Raw genomic sequence first — 24,002 nt, 5'->3', positions numbered from 1 at the left:
ACTCAAGCCCGCGAGCGGAGGCCAACCTGGCTCGCCTTGCGCGCCTCGATCTCTTCCATCGTGGTGGCCTGGTACCGGCGTCGCCCGGGACGCGGCTCGGTCACTGCCAACAGCGCCTCGAACGGAGCCGCATGCTCCGCGCAGCGGTCGGTTTCCGCAGTCCGGCCCTCCGACACGACCTCGTACGTCTTGGCCTCACGCTGCCTGTCCTGACAAACGTCACACACGGTGATGGTGACTTTCACAACCGTTCCTGTTCATGCCGCCGATGCTGCACCGCAGCCTACTGACAGCGGTTGACGTGTCGACCACCCGGATGTTCACTCTTCCCGCAGGTTGTTGATCAGCTGGCGCGCCCAGCCAGGAAGAAAGTCGAACGAATCGGGATGCCCGCTAGCAAGATCCAGAATGAGCAAGAGGTCCTGCGATGGTTCGAGGAGGGGCGAAGCTACCAGTGGATGGTGGAGGAGTACCGCCGCAAGTACGGCATCGAGACCGTACCCTCGCTCTGGGGAAACTTCCGCCGACGGCGAGGGCTCCAGCGGCGGACGACCCGCGACGACGACCTGATCCCGTGGCTTCTCAAGGACGAGCACCGGTGGCTCTTCCCGATCCGGATGTTGCGCACCGAAGCGCGCCGCCGCGCCGGCAAGCAGCTGCGCGAGGAGGACAGAGTCAAGCTGGACGCCTGGCTCAAGCGGCTCGCGAGGGAGAACATCGTTCTGCACTACGACCCGGACACCGATGAGGGCTGGTTCTACGTCCCCCGGCGACCAGGCATCGACACGGACCTCATCCGGGTGCCCGAGCGCAAGACGACGACCCGCCCCGCAGCGGACTGAGGGCCGCCGGGCCGCCACGCCTACTCTGCCGCGCGAGTTGCAGGGCGTATACGGCCGATCACTCACCCGACCCCGCGTACGGCATCAGGCATACGACAGGGCGAGCCGACGGTGTTCGGGGTCGTCGGTGCGCTTGGCCAGTGCCCGCAGCTCCGCCGAGGCGGTGGCGGAGTTACGCGCGCACCAGGCACGCATGAGGACGGCGGCGGTTTCTGCCGGGCTGCTGGTGGCGGTGGCCACGACGACCTCCGCGACCTCCTCCAGCAACTGGTCGAGGGTTGGCACGGCCACGCCCTGTTCGCGCAGGTGCCCGGCGAGCAGACCGACGCCCAGGGCGGTCAACCCGACGACGTCGCCGTCCTTCTCGACCGCGCCGAGCCTGGCGAGCTGGTCGATCAGACGGTCGGTGTCGTTGTCGGCGAGCTGACGCCAGCCCCGCTCCTGCTCCTCGGTGCCGGGCTCGAACCCCAGCTCGTCGCAGGCCACCTGGTAGGCGAGCTGGCGCAGCTCGTCGACCGGCATCGGCTTTCGCGCGACGAGCAACGCCATCATCACGGCGAACACAGCATCGTCGAACCGCCACCGCAGGACCGACTCCGCCCACCCGCTGCCGCAGACCGCCTTGCCGAGCTCGAACAGCCCGTCGAAGGCCCGCCGGGCCAGCGCGAGTGGGTCGGCCAGCGTCTTCGCCGCGCTCTTGACCGGCACCAGCCGGCCCTTCACCACACGTACGACGCGGGTTGCCCGGGCCCAGGCGACCAGCACGGCGAGCCCGTACAGCTCGTCGCTGCTGCGGGTCTTGAACATCCGGTCGCCGATCACAGGGTCGACGACGTCGCCGGTGTCGAGCAACACGACCAGTTCCCGCGCGTCGGACAGCCGCAGTCTGCCCGTCGTGGTCAGCGTCCGCCCGTCCCCGAGCCACCGCACCAGCTCCTCCAGCCGGCGTACGGTCACCGACCCGGCGGCCAACTCGCGGAGCGTGTCGTCGTCGGGCACGGCCACCAGCGGTAGCGGCGGGTGCCGGTCAGAGTCCTCGGCGTGCAGGTGGTTGGCCATTACACGGTTCAGCACCGCCTGGTTGACGGCGATGCGGCCCGCGTGCAGGTCGGCGATGAACCGCTCGGCGGCCACCTGGTCCGTCGGGTCGACGCCCTCGGCGAGCATTCGCATGGTCCAGAATTTCGCGAGCCCGTACCGGCTCTGGTCCGCCATCGCGTCCTCGAAGGGAGCGGCGATCTTGTCCAGGAGGCCGTGCAGCAGGTGCCGGTCGGCGCAGCGCCGGTCGGCGAGATCCTGCTCGAAGAGGAAGTCGACGAGGGCAACCATGCTCGGCACGACCTCGGCCCACTCGTCAGGTGGCAACGTCACCCTGCGGGGAAACCAGTCGAGCAGCGTCTCCTCCAGGTCCTCGGGCTGCCACCGCCCGAGAAGCCCGTCACCGGCCGACCATCGGTGCTCGAGCAGTTCCTCGATGACGAACAGGTCGATCGGCCGGCGGCGCTTGCGGGCCCACCGGTCGAGCTTGCGCAGCAGCCGCTCCCGCGCCGGATAGAAGACGTCGGGGGGTGCCGAGGTGTAGACCATCCGCATGACGGCAGACCCTACCGGCGCCGCCCGCCCCGCCGGCACGATCATCAGCCAGCCGTGGACCTTGACGCGGTTCCCGGCGCGGGTGGGTCGAGTTGGCGGATGCGGTCGCGCAGCGCGTGGGTGAGGCGGTGCGGCAGGGCGTCGAACTCGTCGACCCGGCAGCCGAGGCAGGCATGACCCGTTCAGATGACCATCGAGGCTCCGCACGCCTTCTGATCGTCCGAGGCGGGTCATGCCCGCACTGCCGTCATCGTTGATCTCGTATGGTCAGCCGACGCGCCGGCGGGGCCGGGTCAGGGCGAAACCGACCACACCCGCGACGGCGGCCAGGATGCCGCCCCCGATGGTCCAGTACCAGCGGGACGACAGGCTCGGCCACCGAACCCAGTCGAACCAGCCGTCCTCCTCCTCACCGGCCGCCGCCGGGTCCGGCGTACTGGCGGTCGGATCGTCGACGAGCACCTTGCCCGGGTTCACCGCCGGGACCAGGGGCTCCTTCAGCTCGCCGCCCTCCGGCTTGGTGTCGCCGTCGGACTCCACCCCGACCAGCAGGCTCACCTCGATCGGCAGGCCCAACTCCTGCTCCGGCAACTCGGTGCCGGACAGCCGGACGTAGTAGGTGCCCGGCAGCGGATCCCCCGACCACGGCTCGGCCCACGAACGCACCTGGCGTAGCTCGCAGTCGAGTTCGATGCTGGCGGCGCTCTTCGACGCCACCGGCGTCTGCGCCCCTGCGACACAGGCCTGCCGGCGGCGCAGCCCGTCGAAGACCTCGACCGTCCAGGTGGAGTCGCCGTGTCGGCTCGCCGCAGCAGGCAGCGACACGGTGGCCGCCACGTGATGCGTATCCCCCGCCGCAGCTGTGAACGACCAGTACAGGTAGTCGCCCACGGAGGCACCGACCCGTACCGGCTGGCCGGGACTGATCCCGGCGGCGGTGAGGAACGAGGTGCCGGCCTTGTTGATGGTGGCCGCCCCCGGTGACGGGGTGGGCGTCTCCGCGCTGGCGGCGGCCGGCAGCGCGATGGCGACACCGGTGATGGCAAGCACCACCGCCGCCCGGCGGGCCGAGATCAGGGCCGGAGCCTTCCGCATCGTCATCGGGTCCTCCAGACCGCTATCCACCAACGGGTCAGCCAACCAACGATCAACCCGCTGAGCAGACCCGCGAGGGTCAGTACACCCAACAGCGCCCAGCCCCGGCCGAGACCTGGACTGTTGGGGGCTGGCGACGCGTCGACCAGGTCGATGGTCAGTTCGAGCGGCATGCCCGGAGCCTGACCGGCACCAGCCTTGGCGGAGAAGGAGTTGCTGACCACCAGGCAGACGACGGTGGGCTCGGGAGCCTTGTCGGTCGAGTTCGTGAAGATGCCGCCCTTGTCGTCGTCCTCACTCTCCTCGTCGTCGTCCGCCGCCGCCGCCGACCAGCGCAGGCCGGTCGACAGCACATCGGTACGACCACTGCCAGCGTCGTTGCCTCGGACCAGTTCCCGCCCGTCGGTGGCGGTGGCCCGCAGCAGTACGCCATAGTCCCGGTTCAACGGCCGGTCCAGGCCGATGCTCACCGAGGCCCGCAGCTCCTGCCCTGGCTGGACCGGAATCCGGTACCACCGGTGCTCCTCGAACCGCTCCCGGTCGGTGTAGACACCGGGGGTGAGCACGGGCGCCTCGGCACAGACGTCGGTGCCGGTCACCTTCGCCGGCGTCTTGGCGTGGGTGTCCTTGGCCCGTTCCACGATCTGCTTGATCCGCCGGGTCAGGTCGTCCTTGCTCTGCGCCGAGGTGTAGGTCCCGCCGGTGGCCGAGGCGATGCAGACGAGCTGCTTACGTACCTTCTCGTCAGGGATGAGGCCGAGCGTGTCGACCACCAGGTGGGTGCCCTGGGCGGCCAGTTCCCGGGCCACCTCGCAGGGGTCCGGCGGCGCGCAGGTGTCCTCGCCGTCGGTGATGAGCACGATACGTCGGGTGGTCTCGCCGGTGCCGAGGTCCTTGGCCGCCTCGCGCAGGGCCAACCCGACCGGGGTGAAGCCGGTCGGGCGCAGCGTGGCGATGGCGTTCTTGGCCTTCACGCGGTCGACCGGGCCAACCGGTACGAGCTGCTGGGTGTCCTGGCAGCCGACTTTCTTGTCGTCGCCACCGTAGGTGGCGCCGAGGACACGGATGCCGAGATCCGTCGTCTCGGGCAGCGCGTCCACGACGTCGTTGAACGCCTCCTGCGCAACCTCGATACGGGCTCGGCCGTCGATGTCCTTGGCGCGCATGGAACCACTCACGTCCAGCACGAGCTCCACCTTGGGCGGTTCGACCGGTGCGGTCTCGGGCTCGGCGGCGTGAGCGGGAGGCACGCCCAGTGCCGGGAAGGCGACCAGCAGTCCTATCAGGATCGCTGGGAACCGTCGTTTGATCATCACGGCGCCGATCCTAATGATCTTCACGCTCATGACCCGACCGGGTGGCGTCTCCGCCCTCCACTGAGGACCGGTCAAACTCATCGACGGCCGACACACTGCTCCGATGGTCGTCATGATGCCGAGGCGGCCGTAGAGCCCGGACGGCGACCGTTCACCGGGCGGCCTGTCGGGCCTGCGAGCGCTCTTCCGGTGTGCCGGGTTTTCGAGGCGCGCAAAGCCTCAGGCAGGCATGACGAGTAACCGCCTGGGCGACCCGAACTTCTCGATCGACCACCGCGACGGCCCGTCCGCAACGCCCACGTTGATCGCCGTTCGCATCCTGTCGCGCACGCTCCCACATAGGCAATCTCGCAGAGGTCGATGTCGAACAGGGGTCTCACGGCATCCCGGCCACCTCCTGGCGGTGGGCGCGCAACGCGGCGGCGTCCGGACGGTCCGCCGCACGCATCGGCAGGCGCAGCTCCTCGCCGTGCCAGCGCCCGTAGTGCGCGGCCTCCGCCTTGACCCGGACGCGGAGTTGTTCGTCGACCCAGATCAGGCCCCGGTCGAAGAGGTTGTGCACGTCGGCCCGGAGCAGCAGACCATTGGTCACCCGATTCGTGGCGGATCCGTCGTACGGCGAAATGTGGGCCGCCTGGAGTGCGGCCCCGGTGTCGCAGCCGGTGATCGCGCAGCGCCCCCCGTACGCCTCAAGGAGCCGGCGCCGGAAGTCGGCCTGCCCCTGGCGGGCAGTGACCTCCGCGAGCCTCCGGCGACGCCCCTCGGGCAGGGCCTCGGGCTCCGGCGCCCCGCCCGCCTCCAGCCCGTCAGCGAGCCGGTCGAGCTCGGTCGCGCTCATCCCCCGCAAGCCACGCACCGATCCGGCTGGCTCCACGGGCACGTCCGCTTTGTTGCCGAGCAGATGCCGGGTCAGCTCGGCGTCCCACCGGATCGGCACCCGCCACTCCAGCCCGCTTCCCGTCGCCTGCTGGTAGGGGTCGTCCCAAGCGACGCCCGCCGCGACGAGACGGGCGGGTGGCTCGGTGGTGTACGCCCAGATCCGGTCTCCGGCGGCGATCTGGTGGTAGCCGGCGGCAAGCCGCAGGTCGACCACCGCGTCGCTGTGGAAGTACTCCCACACACGCCCCGATGGACTACCGCCTCCGTCCACCGGGTAGATCCAGTCGGTGTGTTCATGCCGGCCGAACACCGCATCGGCGAGTGGCTGACTGTGGCCTCGCGCATGCAGGGTCCGGGACCGCAGCAGTGGTTCGGTGAGGGCACGGGCAGCGAGGACGACACGCTCGTCCCCAAGCGCCGCGATCAGGTCGTCAACGCCACCGGCGAGGCACTCCTGGTCGGATCCGGCATCGACGTAGTCCGACGGCCATCGGATGATGCCGGGGTGGGCCGCCCGGAAGGCCGCGGGCGTCCAGTGCGCGTCGAGCACCGACTTGCGCACGATCAGAAAGCCTTCAGCCCGCCCATCGGCGGCCGGCTCGGTCGGCTCGTGCAGCACGAACGTCTCCATCGTCTTCATGGAGATTGCCGACAGTCGTGGCGGGTTCGTCCTGGTGCCGGGCAGGCAGGAAAGCGCCCAGTGCTCCCGCTCGAGGGTTGCCGCGTCCGGCACGACCGCGTCGAGGTAGGCACGGTTGGCCACCACCACGGAGTCGAAGTACCGGCCCTCCGCCAGCCGCGCGAAGCGGCTCGCGGCCCCCGTGGGCGTGACTCGCTGCCCGGGCAACAGCTGGTTGAAGCGTGGAGCGGTCCGGGTGAGCAGGGCTTCCTTGAGCGCCTTCGAGTCATCCGTCTCCCGCCACCTGATCTCGCACTGGCCCAGCCACGCAGCGATCTCGCCTGGGCTCGCCTGCCGGCCGAGTTCCTGATCGAGCAGCTCGCCGATCTGCTTGTGCAGCACCGACGAGCCCCGGTTGCCCCTCAGGTGGGTCCGGAGTCGTTCCCGAAGGGTCCGCCCCGTCTCACCCACGTAGACAATGTCGCCGTCGAGAGTGACGACGTGTGTTCCGGGCGCGAGCGGTGCCCGGTCGGCCGTGTCCCGCGTGAACGGCTTCGGTTCGGTGAACGCGGCCAGCAGACCGTCGAGACTGGAGTCCGGCATCCCAGGAGGTTACCGAGCCCGAAGTTTCTTCGCGCTTTCCAGACTGTCCCGGAACCGCCAGGATCAGAGCCGGCGGGCAACCGGAGCCCGGACGGCGACCGTTCACCGGGCGGCCTGTCGTGCCCGGGAGCGCTCCTCGGCGTGCTGGCCCTGCCAGGTGCGGAGCGCCTCCTTGATGCGGTGGTTCTCGGCCCGGGTGAGGTCGAGTTGGCGGGTGCGGTCGCGCAGCTCGTGCGCGAGGCGGTGCAGCAGGGCGTCGACCTCGTCGACGCGGTAGCCGCGCCGGCAGAGCGACGTGCGCGGCAGCGCGACGCCGAGGACCCGGTCCGGGGTCAGCGGGCCGGGCTGGGCGTGCCGGCTGCGGTAGACGGCCATCAGGGCACCATCTCCGACGGCAGGTGGATGCGGTCGGCGGGCACCCCGACGGCGAGCAGCCTCAGCCGCGCTCCGGCGAGCATCGGCGGCGGGCCGCAGACGTACACGTCGTGGTCGGGACGATGGTGGTCGAGGGCGATGGTGAGGGCGTCGCCCTGCTCGGCCGGCTCGGCGCAGGGGTCGTGGCTGAAGGCGGGCACGACGGTCAGCCAGTCGTGGGCACGCTGAAGTTTGTCGAGGGCGATCGCGTCGTAGAGGTCCGCGAAGCTGCGGACGCCGACGACCAGGGTGACCCGCCGGCCCTCCGGCGCGGCGGCGACCTGCTCGACCAGGGCGCGCAGCGGCGCCAGGCCGGTGCCACCGGCGACGAGCAGCAGATCTCTCCGCAGGGGCAGGTCCAGGCAGAGGCCGGCGTCGCGCGGCGGGCCGAGCCAGAGCAGTTCGCCGGGGCGTACGTCGTGGACGAGGCTGTGGGAGACGGTGCCGGCGGCGAGGGCGCGGACGTGCAGCTCGACGGTGCCGTCGGGGCGCGGGGCGTTGGCCGGGGAGAGCCAGCGCCAGCGGCCGGGCCGGCGCGGCGTGCAGACCGGGACCGCCTGGCCGGGCCGGTGGGGCAGGCGACGCCAGGGGCGTACGGTCAGGATCGCGACCGTGTCGCACGGCCGGTCGCGGTCGATCACCTCGGCGGGCCACCACGCCGGCCCGTCGCCGGCGCGGGCGGCGGCGTCGCGCACGGCCTCGGCGGCGCGGCGGCCGGCGCGCTCCCACACTGCGGCGAGCGGCGGCGTCCACAGTGGGCGGGCCTGCCGGGCGACGGCGGCGAGCAGCGCCTCGCCGATGGCGGCCTCGTGGGACAACAGGTCGTGCCGGCGGTACGCGCGGCCGAGCACCGTCAGCAGCGCCGCCCGCCCGGCGGGGTCGTCGCCGCCGCTGGTCAGGCGGCCGAGCGCGGCGAAGAGCAGCGGGGCGTCCCGTTCGGGGAGCACGCCGGGGCGGCCGTCCTCCAGCGTGCACCAGAAGTCGTCGGCGCCCTTGTCGACGGCCGCCTCCCAGGCGGCGGTGACGGTCACGCGCCCACCTCGCCGGTGAAGGCCCGCCGCACGCGGGCGACCCGGTCGTCCGGCAGGCCGAGCGCCCACAGGACGCCGGCCAGGTAGTCCATGATCCGCCGGTGCTGCGCCTCCGACAGACCGAGCCCGCGCCACGGGTCCGGGGCCGGCTGGCCTTCGAGGGCCGCGGCAAGGCTCGCCGCCAGGTGCGCGCCGAGCCGGTCCAGGTCGACCCCGATGAGATACGGCGACAGCTCAACGTCCGCCACCACCAGCCGCAGCCACTGGCCGACCGCCTCCTGCCCGGTCATGCCCAGCCACCCTGCTCGGCCTGGGCTTCGGTGAGGCCGGCGACTTCGAGGGTGGCCCGGCCCCAGCGGGCGAGACGGCAGGGGTACGGGACGCGCTCGCTGCGGCACAGCTCGCCCTCCGGCCAGCTCTCGGGCACGTGGGTGCGCACCGCCCGTACGGCGATGGCGAGATCCTCGTCGGTGACGGGGGTGAGGACCGGGAAGTCGTCGAGCAGGGTGGGCATGCCGGCTCCGAGGGTGTGTAAGGAGGGTGCCCTTGTTAACGGATCCGGTAGAGGAAGGGCCCCCTGTTAACGGGTGGAGTGGCGCCGGGGCGGGCGGGAGCGGAGCTGCGTCGTTCGGGTCGACGCAGTTCCGGAGCCAGCACCCGCCCCGGGCCATGCGTCCACCCTTTCCGAGCTGCGAAAAGGCCGGAATGACCACGCACTGCACTTGGCCGGTAACTGCGCTGCATGTGCTGCCGGTAAGGTGCACGATGACCGATCTCGACATGATCGAAGGCGGCACGATGACACCCGTGCAGCGATGGACTGGCCGTGAGACGAAGGCACTCCGCCACGCGCTTCGCATGAGCATCCGTGACTTCGCCGTGCATCTCGGAGTGGCCGAACGGACCGTCTCGAAATGGGAAGCCGGCGGGGAGAGCGTGAACCCCCGCCCTGAGATGCAGTCGGCCCTGGACACCGCCCTCGCCCAAGCCGCCGAGGAGGCGCGACGCCGGTTCGCATTGGCGCTGCGCCGAACGGAGACGACCGCACCAGGCGCACCCGGCGGACTCGACCTGCGGGCCGCCGCATGTGAGCAGGTTGCGCGGGCTCGTCAGGCCCTCGGCCTGAGCGCCGATGACTTCGCCGTCGTGCTGGCCCGCATGCTGACGTGGCAGCCCACCGGTGATGACGTCACCGGCTGGGAAACGAACTCGGTCCCACCCGGGGACGTCGTACTCGCGCTCTCCGCGATTCTCGGCCCGTCCGCCCCAGCCAACGAAGACACGGGCCGGTTCGGTGACCTCGTGGCCGTCTACCCGAACCGGTCCGAGTTTTCCACCGACCTGCCACCCGATCAACTGCTCGGCGGCGCGAAGGAGGTGCGAGCGATCGGTCTGTCGCTCAACCTGTTGTCACAGGGCTATGCCGATCGCCGCTGGCACGACCTGGTCGAGGCCGGCGCGCACGTCCGCTGCCTGTTCCTCGACCCGGATGGGCTGGCAATTCAGGCGCGCGAGGCGGAGGAAAGCTTCCCGGCGGGGCAACTGTCCGGGCTGACGAAGCTCAACATCGAAACCCTGATGCGCGTGCGCGACAGGCTTCCCGACGGCCTTCAGGAACGCATGGAGTTGGCCGTCTATGACGACACGCTGCGCTTCAACGTCGTCCTGGTCGACGATCTGTGCGTCGCTCAGCCGTATCTAGCGGAGAGTCGAGGGGTCGACTCCCCCGCGTTCGTCGTCAGGCGGAGACAGGCTCGGGGTGGGCTGTATCCGGTGTTCGACCAGTTCTTCGAAACGCAGTGGCGACGGGGGCGACAGCTGTGAGCGACTACCGACACCTGCTACCGGTCGCGATCGAGGCAGTTGCGCGGGCAGCCGAGGCCATGCAACGCAGGCCACCGGGCGCGCTCACCGTCAAGGGTGACCGTGACATCGCCTCCGCGCTCGACTACGAGATCGAACGCGACATCCGCGAGCTTCTTCGCGTCGCTACACCTGGGATCGGGTTTCTCGGCGAGGAACACGGCGTCAGCGGACCCGGAGAAATGCAGTGGGTACTGGACCCGATCGACGGGACGGCCAACTTCGTGCGAGGTATCCCGCTCTGCGCGGTGTCGCTCGGGCTGCTGCACCACGGTGAGGCCGTTCTCGGCATCATCGAGCTGCCCTTCCTCGGCAACCGCTACGCCGCCGCCCAGGGCGACGGTGCCACTGCCGACGGCAAGCCGATCCGGGTGAGCAGGACGAACCGGCTGAGCGAGGCGATCGTGGCCATCGGCGACTACGCCGTGGGCGCCGACGCTCCGGCCAAGAACCAACTCCGGCTCGCACTGACAGCTCGGCTCGCCGAGTCTGTGCAGCGGGTACGGATGACCGGCACTGCGGCGCTGGACCTGGCCTGGCTAGCCGAGGGCAAGCTCGATGCTGCGCTCACCCTTTCCAACCATCCCTGGGACATGGCAGCAGGAGTTGCCATCGCACGGGAGGCGGGAGCTGAGGTGGTGGATTGGGACCGCACCAGACATAGCGCAAACTCGTCTATGACGCTGGGCGTCACGCCAGCTCTGATCGACGACACCCTCGGCTTACTCAGGGATACGGGGCGCCTACCGAACCCGTGCAGGCGCTCGCAGCGGTTCGAGCCGTAGTGGCATGGACATGGGCGCAACAGGTCGCTTCAACGCAGAGGCTATGACGGCGGCTATGCGGCAGGTAGCCGACAAGTTGGGTGTGCCCGCCGATGACGCACGCCTACTACGGATGACGAACAACGCCGTTTTCGCTCTCCCCGACATCGGCATCGTCATCCGTGTCGCGCGCACTCATCGACTCCGTCACCGCGTCGGCACGGCCGTCGAGCTGGCAAAGTGGTTCGCGCAGGTGGACGCTCCGACAATCCGCTTGGCGCCGGATATTGCCCAGCCCGTAGAGATCGGCGAACTTCGGGCCTCGGTGTGGCGGTATCTCGCTCCGGCGCCGCCAGCGCCCGCCGCCGACAACCTTGGACGCGTCCTACGCGAGTTCCACACCCTCGGCGCGCCGCCATTTCCTGTGCCTCAGTGGGATCCGGTCGGCGACGCACGTCGGCGCCTGGCCGACGCCGAGGAGCTCCAGGAGGCGGATCGAGTTTTCCTGTGGGAGTGGTGCGGGGCGCTCGATGCACGGATAGCCGCCCTCCGGCAAAGGGAGCCGGAGCGACTCATCCACGGAGACGCACACGTCGGCAACCTGCTCCGTGGCCCGGACGGTCGAGTCGTCCTCTGCGACTTCGACGCAACCTGCCTGGGGCCGTGGCAGGTTGACCTGGTGGCGGTCGCCGTTGGTGAGGCACGGTTTGGCCGAGCCGGGGCCCACGCTGCTCTAGCCAGTGCGTACGGCTACGACGTCACGACCGACCCGAACTGGCCCTTGCTGCGAGAGGCTCGCGAGCTGAAGATGGTTGTGGCTGCCGTACCACTCCTAGAGAGTTCGCCTCGATACGCAGCCGAGTTCGCCAATCGTCTCCGATCAGTGCGCTGTGGTGATCACGAGGCGGGCTGGATTCCGTTTGCCGACTTGGCACAGACGGCGAACAGCGCAACTGTCCCTTGATTGCCTCCTAGCCGTCCACAGGTAGGCGCGTCGAGGTACAGGACTGCAAAGCAAACTGTCATGGATCCGACAGGAGATCTGGAACAGCATCGCAGCGTGCAGGCAGCTACTTTGCCGGGGTGACGGATCTTGGGCAGGGCATCTACGAGCACCTCATTACCCGCGAGCTGGCCACCCGCCTCCAGCACGTCGCCCCCGCCCTCATCCAGCACAACAAGCTAGACCCCGCTGACGCCCCCGACACCCTCGCCCGCCACATCGCCGCCCTGGCCCGCCGCGCCCTGCACGCCCTCCCCGGCGGCGACGACAAGCTCGCCCGCCAGGTAGACCTGGCCAACCGCATCGCCGACGCCATCGCCGCCGAAAGCCCCCAGGCGGCCACGGCACAAGACCAGGTCAGCGACGCCAAGCACCTCCTGCACGCCATCGCTGCCCCGCCGACCCCACCCGCGCAGCCCGCCTTCCCGCAGCGCCCCACCACCCCGCTCTCCACCGGCGCGCTGCTGGTCAACGGCCGCCACCAGCCGCGCATCGGCCACGAGGTCACCCACGAGATGGCCTCGGCAGAGCAAGTCGACCTGCTCTGCGCGTTCATCAAGTGGTACGGCCTGCGCATCGTCGAGCCCGCCATCCGCGACCTGATCGCCCGGGGCGGCAGGCTGCGGGTCATCACCACTACCTACCTCGGGGCGACCGATCAGCGGGCCCTCGACCGGCTCGCCGAGCTGGGTGCCGAAATCAAGGTGTCCTACGAGACCAGGACCACCCGCCTGCACGCCAAGGCATGGCTGTTCCGCCGGGGCAACGGCATGACCACCGCGTACGTCGGCTCGTCCAACCTGTCAAAGGCCGCGCTGGTCGACGGCGTGGAGTGGAACGTGCGGATCTCCAACGTCGAGCAGCCGCACGTCATCGACACGTTCACGGCCACCTTCGAGGACTACTGGAACGACCCGGCGTTCGAGGACTACGACGCCACCCGGGACGCGGAGCGGCTCAGGCTGGCGCTCAGCGGGGAGCGCCCCGGCGAGACGCCGATCCAGATCGCCAACCTGGACGTGCGGCCGTACCCGTATCAGGCGGAGATCCTGGCCGACCTGGACGCCGAGCGACACGTGCACGGGCGCTGGCGCAATCTCGTCGTCATGGCCACCGGCACCGGCAAGACGGTGGTCGCCGCCCTCGACTACCGCCGGTTGCACAGGGCGGGCGAGGCGGACTCGCTGCTCTTCGTCGCCCATCAGGAGCAGATCCTGCGGCAGAGCCTGGCGACGTTCCGGCAGGTGATGGGCGACGGCAGCTTCGGCGAGATGCTGGTCGGAGGCAAGGAGCCAACCCACTGGCGGCACGTCTTCGCCTCCATCCAGTCGCTGCACCGGCGGGAGATCGACCCCGAGGCGTACGACATGGTGATCGTCGACGAGTTCCACCACGCGGAAGCACCGACGTACGCCAGTCTCCTGGAGCGGCTGCGTCCGCGCGTACTGCTGGGGCTGACGGCGACCCCCGACCGGGCCGACGGCGGCGACGTGCGCCGGCACTTCGGCGGACGCACGGCCGTGGAGCTGCACCTGTGGGACGCCCTGGAGCGGCAGTTGCTGGCGCCGTTCCAGTATTTCGGGCTGCACGACGACGTGGACCTGTCGCAGTTGCACTGGAAGCGCGGGCAGGGGTACGACCTGGCCGAGCTGGACGTCGTCTACACCGGCAACCACGCGCGGGCGCGGGCGGTGCTGCGGGCGGTACGCGACAAGGTCGACGTGGGCCGGATGCGGGCGCTCGGGTTCTGCGTGAGCATCGGGCACGCCCGGTTCATGGCGGATTGGTTCACGAAGCACGGCGTGCCGTCGGCGGCGGTGACCTCGCAGGTCGACACGCCCAGCCGGCACGCGCTGCTCGCCGAGTTTCGCAAGGGCGCGCTGCGGGTGCTCTTCACCGTGGACCTGTTCAACGAGGGCGTCGACCTGCCGATGGTCGACACGATCCTGATGCTGCGGCCCACCGAAAGCGCGACGATCTTCCTTCAGCAGCTCGGCCGTGGGCTGCGCCTGGACGACGACAAGCCCTGCCTGACGGTGCTCGACTTCATCGGCGGGCAGCACGCCAACTTCCGCTTCGACCTGCGCTGGCGGGCGCTGACCGGGGTGAGCCGGAAGTCCGTCTACGACGCGGTCGACCAGGACTTCCCGAGCCTGCCGAGCGGCTGCCACATCGAGCTGGACCGGGTGGCCAAGGAGATCGTGCTCGGCAATCTGCGCTCGGCGTTGCCGACCTCGAAGCGGGGGCTGGTGGCGGAGCTGCGGCTGCTGGGGGACGTCAGCCTGGGCGAGTTCCTGCGTGAGACCGGCGTGGAGATCGAGGACGTGTACCGCTCGGCGAGCGTCGGCGGGTGGACCGGCCTGCGTCGGCTCGCCGGGCTGGAAGCCTCGACGCCCGGGCCGGACGACCGCGAGCTGGGCCGGGCCATCGGGCGGATGCTGCACCTCGACGACCCGGACCGGCTGGACCTGCTCGCTCGGGTGGCGGCGGGCGAGCAGCCCGACGCCGGGCGGCTGTGGGACATGCTGCACTTCGACCTGTGGGGGCCGAGCGCCCCGCTGACCTCTCGGGAGGAGCGGCTAACGCGGCTCCGGGCGGAGTCGGCCCGCTGCGCCGAACTGCGGCAGGTGGCCGAGGTGCTGCGCGACCGGATCCACCGGGTCACACCGAAGCCGCTGTCGGCGGCGGTGCCGCTGCGGGTGCACGCCCGATACAGCCGCAACGAGGCGTGCGCCGCCTTCGGCATGCCGAACCCGGGGTCGCTGCGGGAGGGCGTGAAGTGGCTGCCGGACGCCCAGGCCGACCTCTTCTTCGTCACGCTGGTCAAGTCGGAGGCCCACTACTCCCCCACCACGATGTATGCCGACCGCGCCATCACCGACAGCCTGTTCCAGTGGGAGTCGCAGAGCACCACGTCGTCGGCGTCGGCGACCGGCCAGCGCTACATCCACCACGCCTCACGCGGGTCGACGGTGCACCTCTTCGTGCGGGAGACCCGGGTCGCCGACCGGGACCTGGGCGCGCCGGCCTACCTCTACGCCGGCCCGATGACCTACCAGGAGCACACCGGAGACCGGCCCATGCGGATCATCTGGCGGCTGCACCACGCGCTGCCCGCCGACATGTACGCCGCCGCTCGGGCGATCGCCGCATGAGCACCCGGCAGGAGGTGTTGGACCGGCTCACCTCGCTTCGGCTGCACCAGCAGCGCGGCCGGAGGGCACCGCACAAGCCGCTGTTGGTGCTGCTGGCGCTCGGGCAGCTCACGCACACCGGGTCGAGCGAGTTGCCGTGGTCAGCGGCGCAGGAACGGCTGAGTGACCTGATCGCCGAGTTCGGGCCGGCGTCGAAGACCGGGCGGGCGCAGAGTGCCGCGTACCCGTTCACCCGGCTCCGTAGTGACGGCGTGTGGACGCTGAGCCGGGACGTACCGATGGATCTGGTCGGGCCGTTGGCGTCGCACGACGTGGCGGGGCGTCTCGACGCTGCCACCGAGTCGGCGCTGCGCCGGGATCCCGAGCTGGTGCGGCGGGTCGCCCGCGCCCTGGTGGAGCAGCACTTTCCGCCCACCATCGCGCCCGACGTGCTGACTGCGGCGGGCCTGGACCCCGACGACATCCTCCAGGCGCCGGGCGTCACGCCGATCCCCGGGCGGCGGCGGGACGCGGCGTGGCGGGTGGCGGTGCTCCAGGCGTGGGACCGGCAGTGCGCGTTCTGCGGGTACGACGGCCAGCTCGGCCACGCCTCGGTCGGCGTGGAGGCGGCGCACGTGCGCTGGTGGGCCTTCGACGGCCCGGACAGCCCCGACAACGGGCTGGCGCTCTGCGTGCTGCACCACAAGCTGTTCGACTTCGGCGCGCTGGGGCTCGACGCCGACCTGCGCATCGAGGTGTCGGCCGCCTTCACGGCTCGTACGCCGGCCGGCCGGTCGACCTATGACCTGCACGGCAGGATGTTGCGGCCGCGCCCCGGGACCCAGGTCCCCGCCGTCGAACACATCTCCTGGCACCGCCGTGAGGTGTTCAAGGGCGAGTCTCTCGCTGCCTAGTGACGTCCACTTACGGGCGCGTCGAGCGGTTACCGTGTACCGGATGATCACTCCCGCGCAGACGACGAGCCGGCTGAACAAGGACATCGGCGCCGTTGTGCGGCCGCTGGGCTTCCAGGGCACTCGCGGGACCTGGTCGGTCGTCACGCCCGACGGCGTCGCACAGATCAATGTCGGACGGAGTGTGATGCGCAGCGTCGGCGGCGGCACGATCTTCGTCAGCGTGGGCATCGGTGTGGTGCCGGCTGCCTGGTGGGAGTACGTGAACTGGCGCGCCGCCCGCTGGGGCCAGCCTCCGATCCCGTTGGACAAGGACGCCACGTCCTACCGGATCGGGTTCGTCGAGACCCGCCAATGCCCGGAGGGCAGCTTCTACCACCTGCGCATGGACCCTGCCAGGTACCCGGCGACCGTGACGACGGCCGAGGAGCTCGACCACGCCGCGGCGCTGCTGGTCGGTGCGGCCGACAAGCTCGCCCGCACCGCGCTCGACCTGCTCCGGCCGGGCCGCTACCTCGAGGCGCTGCGCGGCATACGCGATCTCGGCGGCGCGATGTGGGAGCCGCTGGTGGTGCTGCTCGCCGAGGGCGGCCCGTCGGCCGAGCTCGATGCCGCGATCGAGGACATGCGTGCCGACTACGCCAACTACGGCTTCGGCCCACCCGACATGGAGGTCGAGTACGCCCGCATGCGGGCCGCGGCGGCGGTGTGAACGGCAAGGTGCCCCTGGCTCCGCCATCGGCGGTCGCTTGAATCGCCCTGCAATGCTCTCCACGGCGGCCTGACGAGATCGAGGTATGGGCATGGAGCTGCGCAAGAGCCGGCGCTTGCTGGTGGCTGGCATTGTGTTCCTGGCATTCGGCGTACTCGTGCTGCTGTGCGCAGCGGGCAGTTCGTCCCCTTCCATCGGCTCGTGGCTCTTCGGTGGGATCGTGGCGCTGATGGGTGGCGCGTTCGCCGTCAGCGAGCTCAAGCCGTTCAGGTTCCACATCGGAGCCGACGGGCTGACCCTGCGGCTGGCCGGGCTCGACCGGCTCGTGCCGTGGGCGGAGATCGACTCCATCATCCTCGACGAGCCGGTACCGACGCCCGGTGGCAAGAAGTCGACTTCCCCGTCGCTGATGCTGGTGCCGGCCACCGGATCGACCATCGATCGCCCGCGCACCGGCCGGAGCCCGGTCGATGGCCGAACTGCCCTCGTCCTCCTCGACCTCGATGACGTTCGGCAGTCGGCAGACGAGGTGGCAGCCGCCTTGGCCCGCTTCGGAGGTAGCCGTTTCACGGATGTCCGGAAACTACGCCGGGAGCGGTTCGACTCGCCCGACTTCACCATCAGCCTGCGCGGTTACGACCCGGCGCGGGTGGACGAGCTGATCCGGCGGGGCCAGGACGCGCTGATCTCGGGCGTGACGTCGCAGCGCTACGCGGCCAAGGCCGAGCTCGACAAGGCTCGCACCGCCCTGCCTGTTGCCATGCGCGGCTATTACACCGCACAGGTCGACGCGTTTCTGGAGGAGCTGTCGGCCGCGCTGGCCCAGTGGGATGACGAGGGCGCCAAGCCTGACTGAGTGTTGGGGCGGCCGACCGGACAGGCGCGTCACGCCGGAATGGCCGCGCCCCCGAGCGCCTGCTTCAGGCAGGCGTCGACGTCCGTCGCGTGGTACACCCGCTCGCTGGCCTCGATTCCGTCGAGGAACATCGCGTACACGGCGGCCATCCGCAGCGCCGCGACCGGACGCAGCAGCTCGGCGGCCCGCTCCGGCTCGCACCCCGGCACGTCGGCCCGCCACCGCGCGCACCACTCCGCAACGACCGCCTGAGACGCAGCGGCGTCGAGCCCCTCCGCCAGCCGCAACACGTCGAACGCCGGGTGCCCCACGAACGCGTCGCCCCAGTCGATGACGACATGCCTGCCAGCACAGGCGCGCACGTTGCCGGGATGCAGGTCCCCGTGCACCAGCGTCTCCGGCAGCCCACACCGGGCCACCTCGTCCAGCCGCGCCTCCAGCCCGGCCAGCAGGGAATCCACCGACGAGATGTCGTGACCGGAAAGCCGGTCGCGGATCCAGCCAGCGAGACGAGGGGCACGCAGGTCCGGCACGCCCGACGCCACCAACTCCGCCACGTCCGCGACGGACCGCGCCTGCACCGGGTGGAAGTCGGCGGCCATCACCAGCCGCTCCTCGATGGGCGCCCCGTAGCGGTCCTCGCCCGGCACGTGGTCGAGCAGCATCCGGCCGTCGCCGTCGTCGGCGAGCAGCGTCGAGGTCTTCCCCGGCACGGCCCGGCCGAGCCAGCGCAGCACGGCGGCCTCGTGCCGGAAGAACACCGGCACCTGCTTCAGCCAGGCCGTCCCGCCCGGCCCGTCGAGCCGCCACACCGCCGACAGGTTCCAGGTGCGCTGCTGGGCGACGGTCTCCGCCGGCCGGCCGAGCAGCTCCAGCTCGGCCGTCGCCCAGGCGACGCTGCGCGCCGGGCCGCCCGGCTCGGCGTAGGGGGCGCGCAGCCGGTCCGCCGACAGGTCCACCTCCGCCGGGACGAGCGGCGTGGCGGGCGGGTCGCTCACCTGCCCGAGGTACGCCACCGCGCCGCCTGCCGCCCTCGGTCCGTCGCCGGTCAGCAGGCGCAGGACGGCCACCTCGACGCCGTACCGCCGGCGGGCCTCGGCCACGACGGGGGCGACGTCCTGCCACCAGGGCGACGGCACGTCGAACGGCGGCAGGGTGCCCAGCGGCGCGCCGGCCGCGTCGAGCAGGGCGAGGGTCACGGTGCGGGACACGTCGGCACGCTACCGCCGGCCGCCGAACCTCCGCGACCGCTTAAGCCGGCACCGTGGGGGCAGCCGACAAGCCCAGACGCCCGGTTGGGAGCACGCCGTCTCAGCGCGACAGGATGGCGACGATCTCGGCGTACCCGTGCTGGCGGGCGTGTTCCCGCGCGTCGACGCCGTCCCGGTCGGGCACGTCCACGCGTGCCCCGGCGCCCACCAGGATCTCCGCGATCTGCTGGTACGGCCGGCTGCCGTCGCCGAGGATCACGCACTCCAGCAGCGCGGTCCAGCCGAGGTTGTTGACGTGGTTGACGTCGATGCCGGTGCGGACCACCCGCCGGACGTAGTCGACGTGGCCGCGTTCGCTGGCCGGGATGACGGAGATGCCGCCGTAGCGGTTCACGATCGTCAGGTCGGGGTCGGCGGGCAGCAGCACCTCCAGCATCGCCACGCTGCCGGTCACCCCGGTCACCAGCCACGGGGTGTCGTGCTGGTCGTCGAGCGCGTCCGGGTCCGCTCCCGCCTCGACGAGGATCCGGGCGACCTCGACGTGGTCGTTCGCGGCGGCCAGCAGCAGCGGCGTACGCCGTCGGGCGTCGCGGGTCTCGATGTCGGCGCCGGCGGCCAGCGCGGCGCGTACCACCGTGGGGTCCCCGGCGTCGGCGGCGGTGAGCAGGTCCTGGTCGGCGGGGCGGGACATGGGTTCCTCCGGGGGTGGTGTCGGGGCGGGCCGGGCGCAGCCGGCGGCCGTGGCGAGGGTGAGGGCGAGCAGGGCGCGGCGCTTCACCGGCGGATCAGCTTCCGCTCGACGGCGGCGTGCACGGCCGCGGTCCGCGAGTCGACGCCGAGCTTGGCGTAGATGCGGACCAAGTGGGTCTTGACGGTGGCCTCGCTGATGAAGAGTTGACGGCTGATCTCCTTGTTGGCGAGGCCCCGGGCGAGCAGCGTGAGGATCTCCACCTCGCGGGCGCTGAGCGTGGGCTGCGGGCCGCGCATCCGGCCCATCAACCGGGCGGCGACCGGCGGCGACAGCACGGTCTGCCCGGCTGCGGCGGCGTGCACGGCGCGGAAGAGTTCGTCGGGCGGGCAGTCCTTGAGCAGGTAGCCGGTCGCGCCGGCCTCGACGGCGCGCATGATGTCCTCGTCGCTGTCGTACGTGGTCAGGATCAGCACGCGCGGCGGCTCCGGCAGGGCGAGCAGGTTGGCGGTGGCCGCCGCGCCGTCGACGCCGTCGCCGAGTTGCAGGTCCATCAGCACCACGTCGGGGCGCAGCGCGGCGGCCTGCCGGAGCGCCTCCCCGGCGGTGGCCGCCTCGGCGACCACGGTCATGTCGGGCCGGCCGCCGAGCAGCGCCCGCAGTCCGGCGCGGACCACCGGGTGGTCGTCGACCAGGATCAGCCGCAGCGGCGTGCTCATCGGGCCTCCCGCAGCGGCAGGCTGACCGCGATCGCGGTGCCCTCGCCGGGTGCGCTCTCGACGGCGACGGTGCCGCCGAGCTGCGTGATCCGCTCCCGGATACCGGTCAGCCCGAACCCGGTGACGGCGGCGGGGTCGAAGCCGGTTCCGTCGTCGTACACGTCGAGCGTCACCTCCTGGTCGCCGAAGGTCAGTGTCACGGCGGTCCGCCGCGCGCGGGCGTGCTGGCGCACGTTGGCCAGGGCGCCCTGGGCGACTCGCAGCAGGGCCACCTCGTCGTCGACGCCGAGCGGCGCGACGGTCCCCACGACGGCGAACCGGACCGGGATGCCGGTGTCGCGCTCGGTCGCCGCGCACAGCCGCCGCAGGGCGTCGGTCAGTGTGGCGCCGTCGAGCGCCGGGGAGGCCAGGCCGCGGACGAAGCGGCGGGCCTCGGCCAGGTTCTCCCGGGCGGTCGCCGCGGCCTGCCGCACGTGCGCGCGGGCCTGCGCGGGCCCGGTGTCCCACTCCTGGTCGGCCGCCTGGAGCAGCAGGTTCATGCTGGACAGGCCCTGGGCGAGGGTGTCGTGGATCTCCCGGGACAGCCGGGCCCGTTCCGCCAGCGCCCCGGCCTCGCGCTGGCTGCGGTCCAGCTCGTCCCGCGCGGCCAGGAGGTCGTCGAGCGCGCGCTGCCGGGCCCGGTTCTGCCGGTCGAGTTCGAGGAAGACGACGGTGGTGATGGCGGCGACGCCCACCGGGCCGAGCACCAGGCTGGGGTCGAGCCGGTCGGCCAGCCGGATCTGCGCGACGACGACCGCGCCGGTCAGCAGCCCGACCAGCGGCCAGACCGCGCGGCGCGGGAGCTGGCGCAGGCCGACGAAGAACAGCGGGATCGCCACCAGGGCGAAGCTCGGCGCGGCGAGCACCAGCGCGAGGAAGGCGACGAGCACCGCCGCGAAGCGCGCGCCGGGCGCGCGCCGCCCCAGCTCGTTGATCGCGTACGCGGCCAGCAGCACCCCGGCCAGCGCCAGCACCGCGCCGGTGTCGGCGCCCCAGCCGTGGCGTACGCCGTAGCGGGAGGCGGCGGCGGCGAGCAGGAGCAGGAACCCCCACCGCATCGCCGGGCGCAGCCGGTCCTGCCGTCCCACCGCCCACCTCCGATCAATTGATCTTGACAACTGTCCAGCGTACGGCAGGAACGGGGTGGCCGGTTCAACCATTCGAGGTATCCCGGTTGCATCCGGCGTGCCATGACCGCGCCGCGCGCGGCGGCCAGGCTGAGGACTGTCACCCCCGATCCGAAGACCTCAGGGAGCATCGTGATGATCCACAACTTCCGCCGCCGGATGGCGCTCGGCCTGGGCGCCGGCGCCGTGGCCGTGGCCGCCGTCACCGGCGTCGCCGTCACCGCCTCCGCCGCCGAGCCGGTGGCGAAGCCACAGGCCGCGACCGTCGCGAAGAGCAACGTCGTGGCGAACCCGTCGCTCGACCTCGACGCGGCGCTGCGCGCGGCCGAGGCGACCGTGAAGGCCGCCGAGAAGGGCGGCCACCGGGTCACCGTGGTCGTCCTCGACCGGTCGGGCACCGTGCAGGTGCAGCTCAAGGGCGACGGCGCCGGCCCGCAGACGGCCGAGTCCGCGCACCGCAAGGCGTTCACCGCCGTCTCCTTCGGCCAGCCCACCTCCGCGCTGGCCGGCCGGGTGACCGGGGCGGGCGCCACCCTCCGCGACATCCCGGGGACCCTGTTCCTCGGCGGTGGCGTGCCGGTAAGCGTCGACGGGCAGGTCGTCGGAGCCATCGGCGTCGGCGGCGCGCCCTCCGGCGACCTCGACGAGCAGTACGCCGACGCCGGCGCGGCCACCCTGCGCTGAGCACGGCAACCCTGCGCCGAGCGCGGCCACCCTGCGCTGAGCGCCATGACCCGCCAGGGGTGGGCCTCCGGGACTGTTGACCGGAGGCCCGCCCCTGCGGCGTCGGATCCACGGTGCCCGGTCGGACGCCGGCTGCGGCAGCATCATCCGTCCGCGTGCCGCCGCCCCGGCCTGTCGTGAGCCCGCGTTACGGTGGCCGCGATGCCGGTCGTCCCCTGGAGGTTCCCGCGATGATCGATGACGTCCACGACCCGGGCGACGACCCTCGGGGCCGGGCGATGGAGCAGCGGATCAGCCTGGTCACCCTCGGCGTCGCCGACGTGGCCCGCGCCCGCGCCTTCTACGAGCGGCTCGGCTGGCGCGGCCAGGAGGTCGAGGAGACCGTCTTCTTCCAGGCCGGCGGCCTGGCGCTGGTGCTGTGGAGCCGCGACAAGCTGGCCGCCGACGCCGGCGTGGCCGACGGGCGCGGGTTCGGCGGGATGACGCTGGCGCAGAACGTCCGGTCCCGGGGCGAGGTCGACGAGCTGCTGGCGGTGGCGGCCGACGCCGGGGCGGAGGTGACCCGGCCGGCGCGGGAAACCTTCTACGGCGGCTACGCCGGCTGCTTCGCCGACCCCGACGGGCACGTCTGGGAGATCGCCTGCAACCCGGGCTTCCCCCTCGCCGACGACGGCTCGCTGACCGTCCCCGACTTCGGCCGGGGCGCCGACGACGTGGAAGCCGGCAGCGGCCCGGAGTGACTCAGGTGCCACGGGCTGCTTCGTGGCCCCAGCCTCCCGGACCTTGACCGCCTTCGATCGGGGGCACCGGCCACATGTCGCACACCGAGAAGCTCAACGCGGAACTGAGGGAGTGACTGCGAGGATGGCTGTTGAGTTCCGGTTGACGCTGGCAGGCGAGATCCCCCTCGACGAGGTGGCTGAACTCGCCGCACCGAACGCCGTCGAGACGTGCACCTTCTCCGGCAACCGCATGCTCACCTCCGCACTCAACGAGGAATGCGGCTTCGTCGTCGACATCACGTCGGGCAGGCACGGCTACTACGACGCCGAAGACGACGACGGCTCGCTGTGGGTGTGGGAGCCGGAAACGTACGTCGACATCGACTTCTACATGCGCAAGGACGTGCTGGCCGACAAGGGGATCCCCAACGTGCTGGCGACCACTGCGCGGGTCCTGAACGAACGAAGCGAGGACGCGGCCCTCGTGTTCAACCACAACCTGCTGTTGCTGACCCGCGTCGCGGGGAGGTTGAGCAAACACCGGCCGACGTGGTGGAGCCACCATGAGGCGGACGATGATCGTCCGGCCGTAGCCGCCGCAACCGGGCGGAGGGAGGGGCCCACACCACCGCCGGCAGCACGGCGCACGGTCGCGGCCGGGTCGGCGGCAGTCAGCAGGCGACCCGGCGGGGGTACGCCTCGACTTCCCGCGCCCACTGCTCCGCCGCCACCGCGAGGGCCCCGGCGGAGACCGTGAGCGTCAGCGGGTAGACCGCGCTGAGCGGCCGCCGCGGCATCCACGGGGGCAGCGACTCGTACGAGAACTCGACCGTCAGCGCCAGCCGGCGACGGCGCAGCACCCGGGCGCGGAAGGCCAGGTTCGGCTCGATGAAGCGCACCACCGCCAAGGGTTCCGCCGGGTCTCCGGTCGTCTCGGCCTGCTGCCGCAGCCAGCCCGCCAGCGCGTACGCCTCGGACACCGTCAGGCAGGGCGTGTAGTGCGACCACGACTGCCCGTCGGCGGTGCGGGCGTCGGTCTCGACGAGCAGCCAGTCGTCCCAGTCCGCCGCCTCGTCCGGGTCGTCCGGCGGCTCGACCCCCGGCTGGTAGCCCACCGGCCGGATCCTCACCCGGGCGCCGTCGTCGGAGCGGATCTCCATGGCCCCATCATGGC

General features: G+C 71.6%; 24 protein-coding genes and 1 pseudogene. 11 read left to right on the top strand and 14 right to left on the bottom strand.

From position 1 onward, the window contains the following. Positions 1-2: 2 nt before the first annotated feature. Positions 3-245: a hypothetical protein gene (locus tag ACGFZ2_RS20895; protein WP_393258997.1), complete on the bottom strand. Its 243-nt coding sequence runs from the start codon at positions 243-245 to the stop codon at positions 3-5. A 141-nt stretch (positions 246-386) separates the two neighbouring features. Between ACGFZ2_RS20895 and ACGFZ2_RS20890 the strand changes: the two genes are divergently transcribed. Next, a complete protein-coding gene (locus ACGFZ2_RS20890) occupies positions 387-842 on the top strand; it encodes a hypothetical protein (protein ID WP_393258995.1) in 456 nt (151 codons plus the stop codon). An 84-nt stretch (positions 843-926) separates the two neighbouring features. Here the strand turns inward: ACGFZ2_RS20890 and ACGFZ2_RS20885 are convergent, their stop codons facing one another. The 8 genes from ACGFZ2_RS20885 to ACGFZ2_RS20850 all read right to left on the bottom strand — a co-directional run bounded on the left by ACGFZ2_RS20885 (position 927) and on the right by ACGFZ2_RS20850 (position 8,906). Next, positions 927-2,435 (bottom strand): hypothetical protein, encoded by a 1,509-nt coding sequence (locus ACGFZ2_RS20885; protein ID WP_393455936.1) that lies wholly within the window; start codon positions 2,433-2,435, stop codon positions 927-929. 267 nt (positions 2,436-2,702) lie between these two features. Next, positions 2,703-3,536: a peptidase gene (locus tag ACGFZ2_RS20880; protein ID WP_393258993.1), complete on the bottom strand. Its 834-nt coding sequence runs from the start codon at positions 3,534-3,536 to the stop codon at positions 2,703-2,705. Continuing rightward, the gene (locus ACGFZ2_RS20875) at positions 3,533-4,843 is read right to left on the bottom strand and encodes a VWA domain-containing protein (RefSeq protein WP_393456185.1); all 1,311 of its coding nucleotides are present in this window, start codon (positions 4,841-4,843) and stop codon (positions 3,533-3,535) included. The genes ACGFZ2_RS20880 and ACGFZ2_RS20875 overlap by 4 nt, the downstream gene beginning before the upstream one ends. A 379-nt stretch (positions 4,844-5,222) precedes the next feature. Continuing rightward, positions 5,223-6,947 carry an HNH endonuclease gene (locus ACGFZ2_RS20870; RefSeq protein ID WP_393455933.1) on the bottom strand — a complete coding sequence of 575 codons (1,725 nt, stop codon included), beginning with the start codon at positions 6,945-6,947 and terminating at the stop codon, positions 5,223-5,225. 102 nt (positions 6,948-7,049) lie between these two features. After that, complete coding sequence (locus ACGFZ2_RS20865; RefSeq protein WP_393455930.1) at positions 7,050-7,322, bottom strand: DivIVA domain-containing protein; 273 nt, start codon at positions 7,320-7,322, stop codon at positions 7,050-7,052. After that, positions 7,322-8,392, bottom strand: a complete 1,071-nt coding sequence (locus ACGFZ2_RS20860) for an FAD-binding oxidoreductase (RefSeq protein WP_393455927.1) — start codon at positions 8,390-8,392, stop codon at positions 7,322-7,324. Before ACGFZ2_RS20860 ends, ACGFZ2_RS20865 begins: the two co-directional genes overlap by 1 nt. Then, the gene (locus ACGFZ2_RS20855) at positions 8,389-8,682 is read right to left on the bottom strand and encodes a hypothetical protein (RefSeq protein ID WP_393455924.1); all 294 of its coding nucleotides are present in this window, start codon (positions 8,680-8,682) and stop codon (positions 8,389-8,391) included. The genes ACGFZ2_RS20860 and ACGFZ2_RS20855 overlap by 4 nt, the downstream gene beginning before the upstream one ends. Then, on the bottom strand, positions 8,679-8,906 hold the full coding sequence (locus tag ACGFZ2_RS20850) for a hypothetical protein (protein WP_393455921.1): 228 nt from the start codon (positions 8,904-8,906) through the stop codon (positions 8,679-8,681). Before ACGFZ2_RS20850 ends, ACGFZ2_RS20855 begins: the two co-directional genes overlap by 4 nt. Positions 8,907-9,157: 251 nt before the next feature. Here ACGFZ2_RS20850 and ACGFZ2_RS20845 point away from each other — a divergent pair, with 251 nt between their 5' ends. The 7 genes from ACGFZ2_RS20845 to ACGFZ2_RS20815 all read left to right on the top strand — a co-directional run bounded on the left by ACGFZ2_RS20845 (position 9,158) and on the right by ACGFZ2_RS20815 (position 17,638). Further along, on the top strand, positions 9,158-10,216 hold the full coding sequence (locus ACGFZ2_RS20845; RefSeq protein WP_393455918.1) for a DUF5919 domain-containing protein: 1,059 nt from the start codon (positions 9,158-9,160) through the stop codon (positions 10,214-10,216). After that, positions 10,213-11,040, top strand: coding sequence for an inositol monophosphatase family protein (locus ACGFZ2_RS20840; protein WP_393455915.1), 828 nt, complete (start codon positions 10,213-10,215; stop codon positions 11,038-11,040). The genes ACGFZ2_RS20845 and ACGFZ2_RS20840 overlap by 4 nt, the downstream gene beginning before the upstream one ends. A 4-nt stretch (positions 11,041-11,044) precedes the next feature. Then, a complete protein-coding gene (locus tag ACGFZ2_RS20835) occupies positions 11,045-11,983 on the top strand; it encodes an aminoglycoside phosphotransferase family protein (protein WP_393455911.1) in 939 nt (312 codons plus the stop codon). A 119-nt stretch (positions 11,984-12,102) separates the two neighbouring features. Further along, positions 12,103-15,177 (top strand): DUF3427 domain-containing protein, encoded by a 3,075-nt coding sequence (locus tag ACGFZ2_RS20830; RefSeq protein WP_393455908.1) that lies wholly within the window; start codon positions 12,103-12,105, stop codon positions 15,175-15,177. Beyond that, entirely contained in the window at positions 15,174-16,070 is an 897-nt protein-coding gene (locus ACGFZ2_RS20825; protein WP_393455905.1) for a phosphorothioated DNA-binding restriction endonuclease, read from the top strand. Before ACGFZ2_RS20830 ends, ACGFZ2_RS20825 begins: the two co-directional genes overlap by 4 nt. Positions 16,071-16,113: 43 nt before the next feature. Then, positions 16,114-16,782: a hypothetical protein gene (locus tag ACGFZ2_RS20820; protein WP_393455902.1), complete on the top strand. Its 669-nt coding sequence runs from the start codon at positions 16,114-16,116 to the stop codon at positions 16,780-16,782. Positions 16,783-16,873: 91 nt separating this feature from the next. Continuing rightward, on the top strand, positions 16,874-17,638 hold the full coding sequence (locus ACGFZ2_RS20815) for a hypothetical protein (RefSeq protein WP_393455899.1): 765 nt from the start codon (positions 16,874-16,876) through the stop codon (positions 17,636-17,638). A gap of 29 nt (positions 17,639-17,667) precedes the next feature. Here the strand turns inward: ACGFZ2_RS20815 and ACGFZ2_RS20810 are convergent, their stop codons facing one another. The 4 genes from ACGFZ2_RS20810 to ACGFZ2_RS20795 all read right to left on the bottom strand — a co-directional run bounded on the left by ACGFZ2_RS20810 (position 17,668) and on the right by ACGFZ2_RS20795 (position 21,383). After that, positions 17,668-18,849: a phosphotransferase family protein gene (locus tag ACGFZ2_RS20810; RefSeq protein ID WP_393455896.1), complete on the bottom strand. Its 1,182-nt coding sequence runs from the start codon at positions 18,847-18,849 to the stop codon at positions 17,668-17,670. Between the two features lie 100 nt (positions 18,850-18,949). Beyond that, the gene (locus tag ACGFZ2_RS20805) at positions 18,950-19,627 is read right to left on the bottom strand and encodes an ankyrin repeat domain-containing protein (protein ID WP_393455893.1); all 678 of its coding nucleotides are present in this window, start codon (positions 19,625-19,627) and stop codon (positions 18,950-18,952) included. After that, positions 19,624-20,256, bottom strand: a complete 633-nt coding sequence (locus ACGFZ2_RS20800) for a response regulator transcription factor (RefSeq protein WP_357454977.1) — start codon at positions 20,254-20,256, stop codon at positions 19,624-19,626. Before ACGFZ2_RS20800 ends, ACGFZ2_RS20805 begins: the two co-directional genes overlap by 4 nt. Further along, positions 20,253-21,383, bottom strand: a complete 1,131-nt coding sequence (locus ACGFZ2_RS20795) for a sensor histidine kinase (RefSeq protein WP_393258967.1) — start codon at positions 21,381-21,383, stop codon at positions 20,253-20,255. Before ACGFZ2_RS20795 ends, ACGFZ2_RS20800 begins: the two co-directional genes overlap by 4 nt. Before the next feature lie 174 nt (positions 21,384-21,557). Here ACGFZ2_RS20795 and ACGFZ2_RS20790 point away from each other — a divergent pair, with 174 nt between their 5' ends. From ACGFZ2_RS20790 to ACGFZ2_RS20780, 3 genes and pseudogenes are all read left to right on the top strand, one after another. After that, positions 21,558-22,106, top strand: coding sequence for a heme-binding protein (locus tag ACGFZ2_RS20790; RefSeq protein WP_393258966.1), 549 nt, complete (start codon positions 21,558-21,560; stop codon positions 22,104-22,106). Positions 22,107-22,336: 230 nt separating this feature from the next. Then, on the top strand, positions 22,337-22,846 hold the full coding sequence (locus ACGFZ2_RS20785; RefSeq protein WP_393455890.1) for a VOC family protein: 510 nt from the start codon (positions 22,337-22,339) through the stop codon (positions 22,844-22,846). A gap of 124 nt (positions 22,847-22,970) precedes the next feature. Then, a pseudogene (locus tag ACGFZ2_RS20780) lies at positions 22,971-23,411 on the top strand (SitI3 family protein); the annotation flags it as partial. A gap of 88 nt (positions 23,412-23,499) precedes the next feature. Here ACGFZ2_RS20780 and ACGFZ2_RS20775 read toward each other — a convergent pair. Next, positions 23,500-23,988, bottom strand: a complete 489-nt coding sequence (locus ACGFZ2_RS20775) for a hypothetical protein (protein ID WP_393258963.1) — start codon at positions 23,986-23,988, stop codon at positions 23,500-23,502. Positions 23,989-24,002 lie beyond the last annotated feature (14 nt).

Source organism: Micromonospora sp. NPDC048063, assembly GCF_043202855.1.
Lineage (GTDB): Bacteria > Actinomycetota > Actinomycetes > Mycobacteriales > Micromonosporaceae > Micromonospora.
Note: the sequence above shows the minus strand (reverse complement) of the source record. Positions and strands in the feature narration are given on the sequence as shown.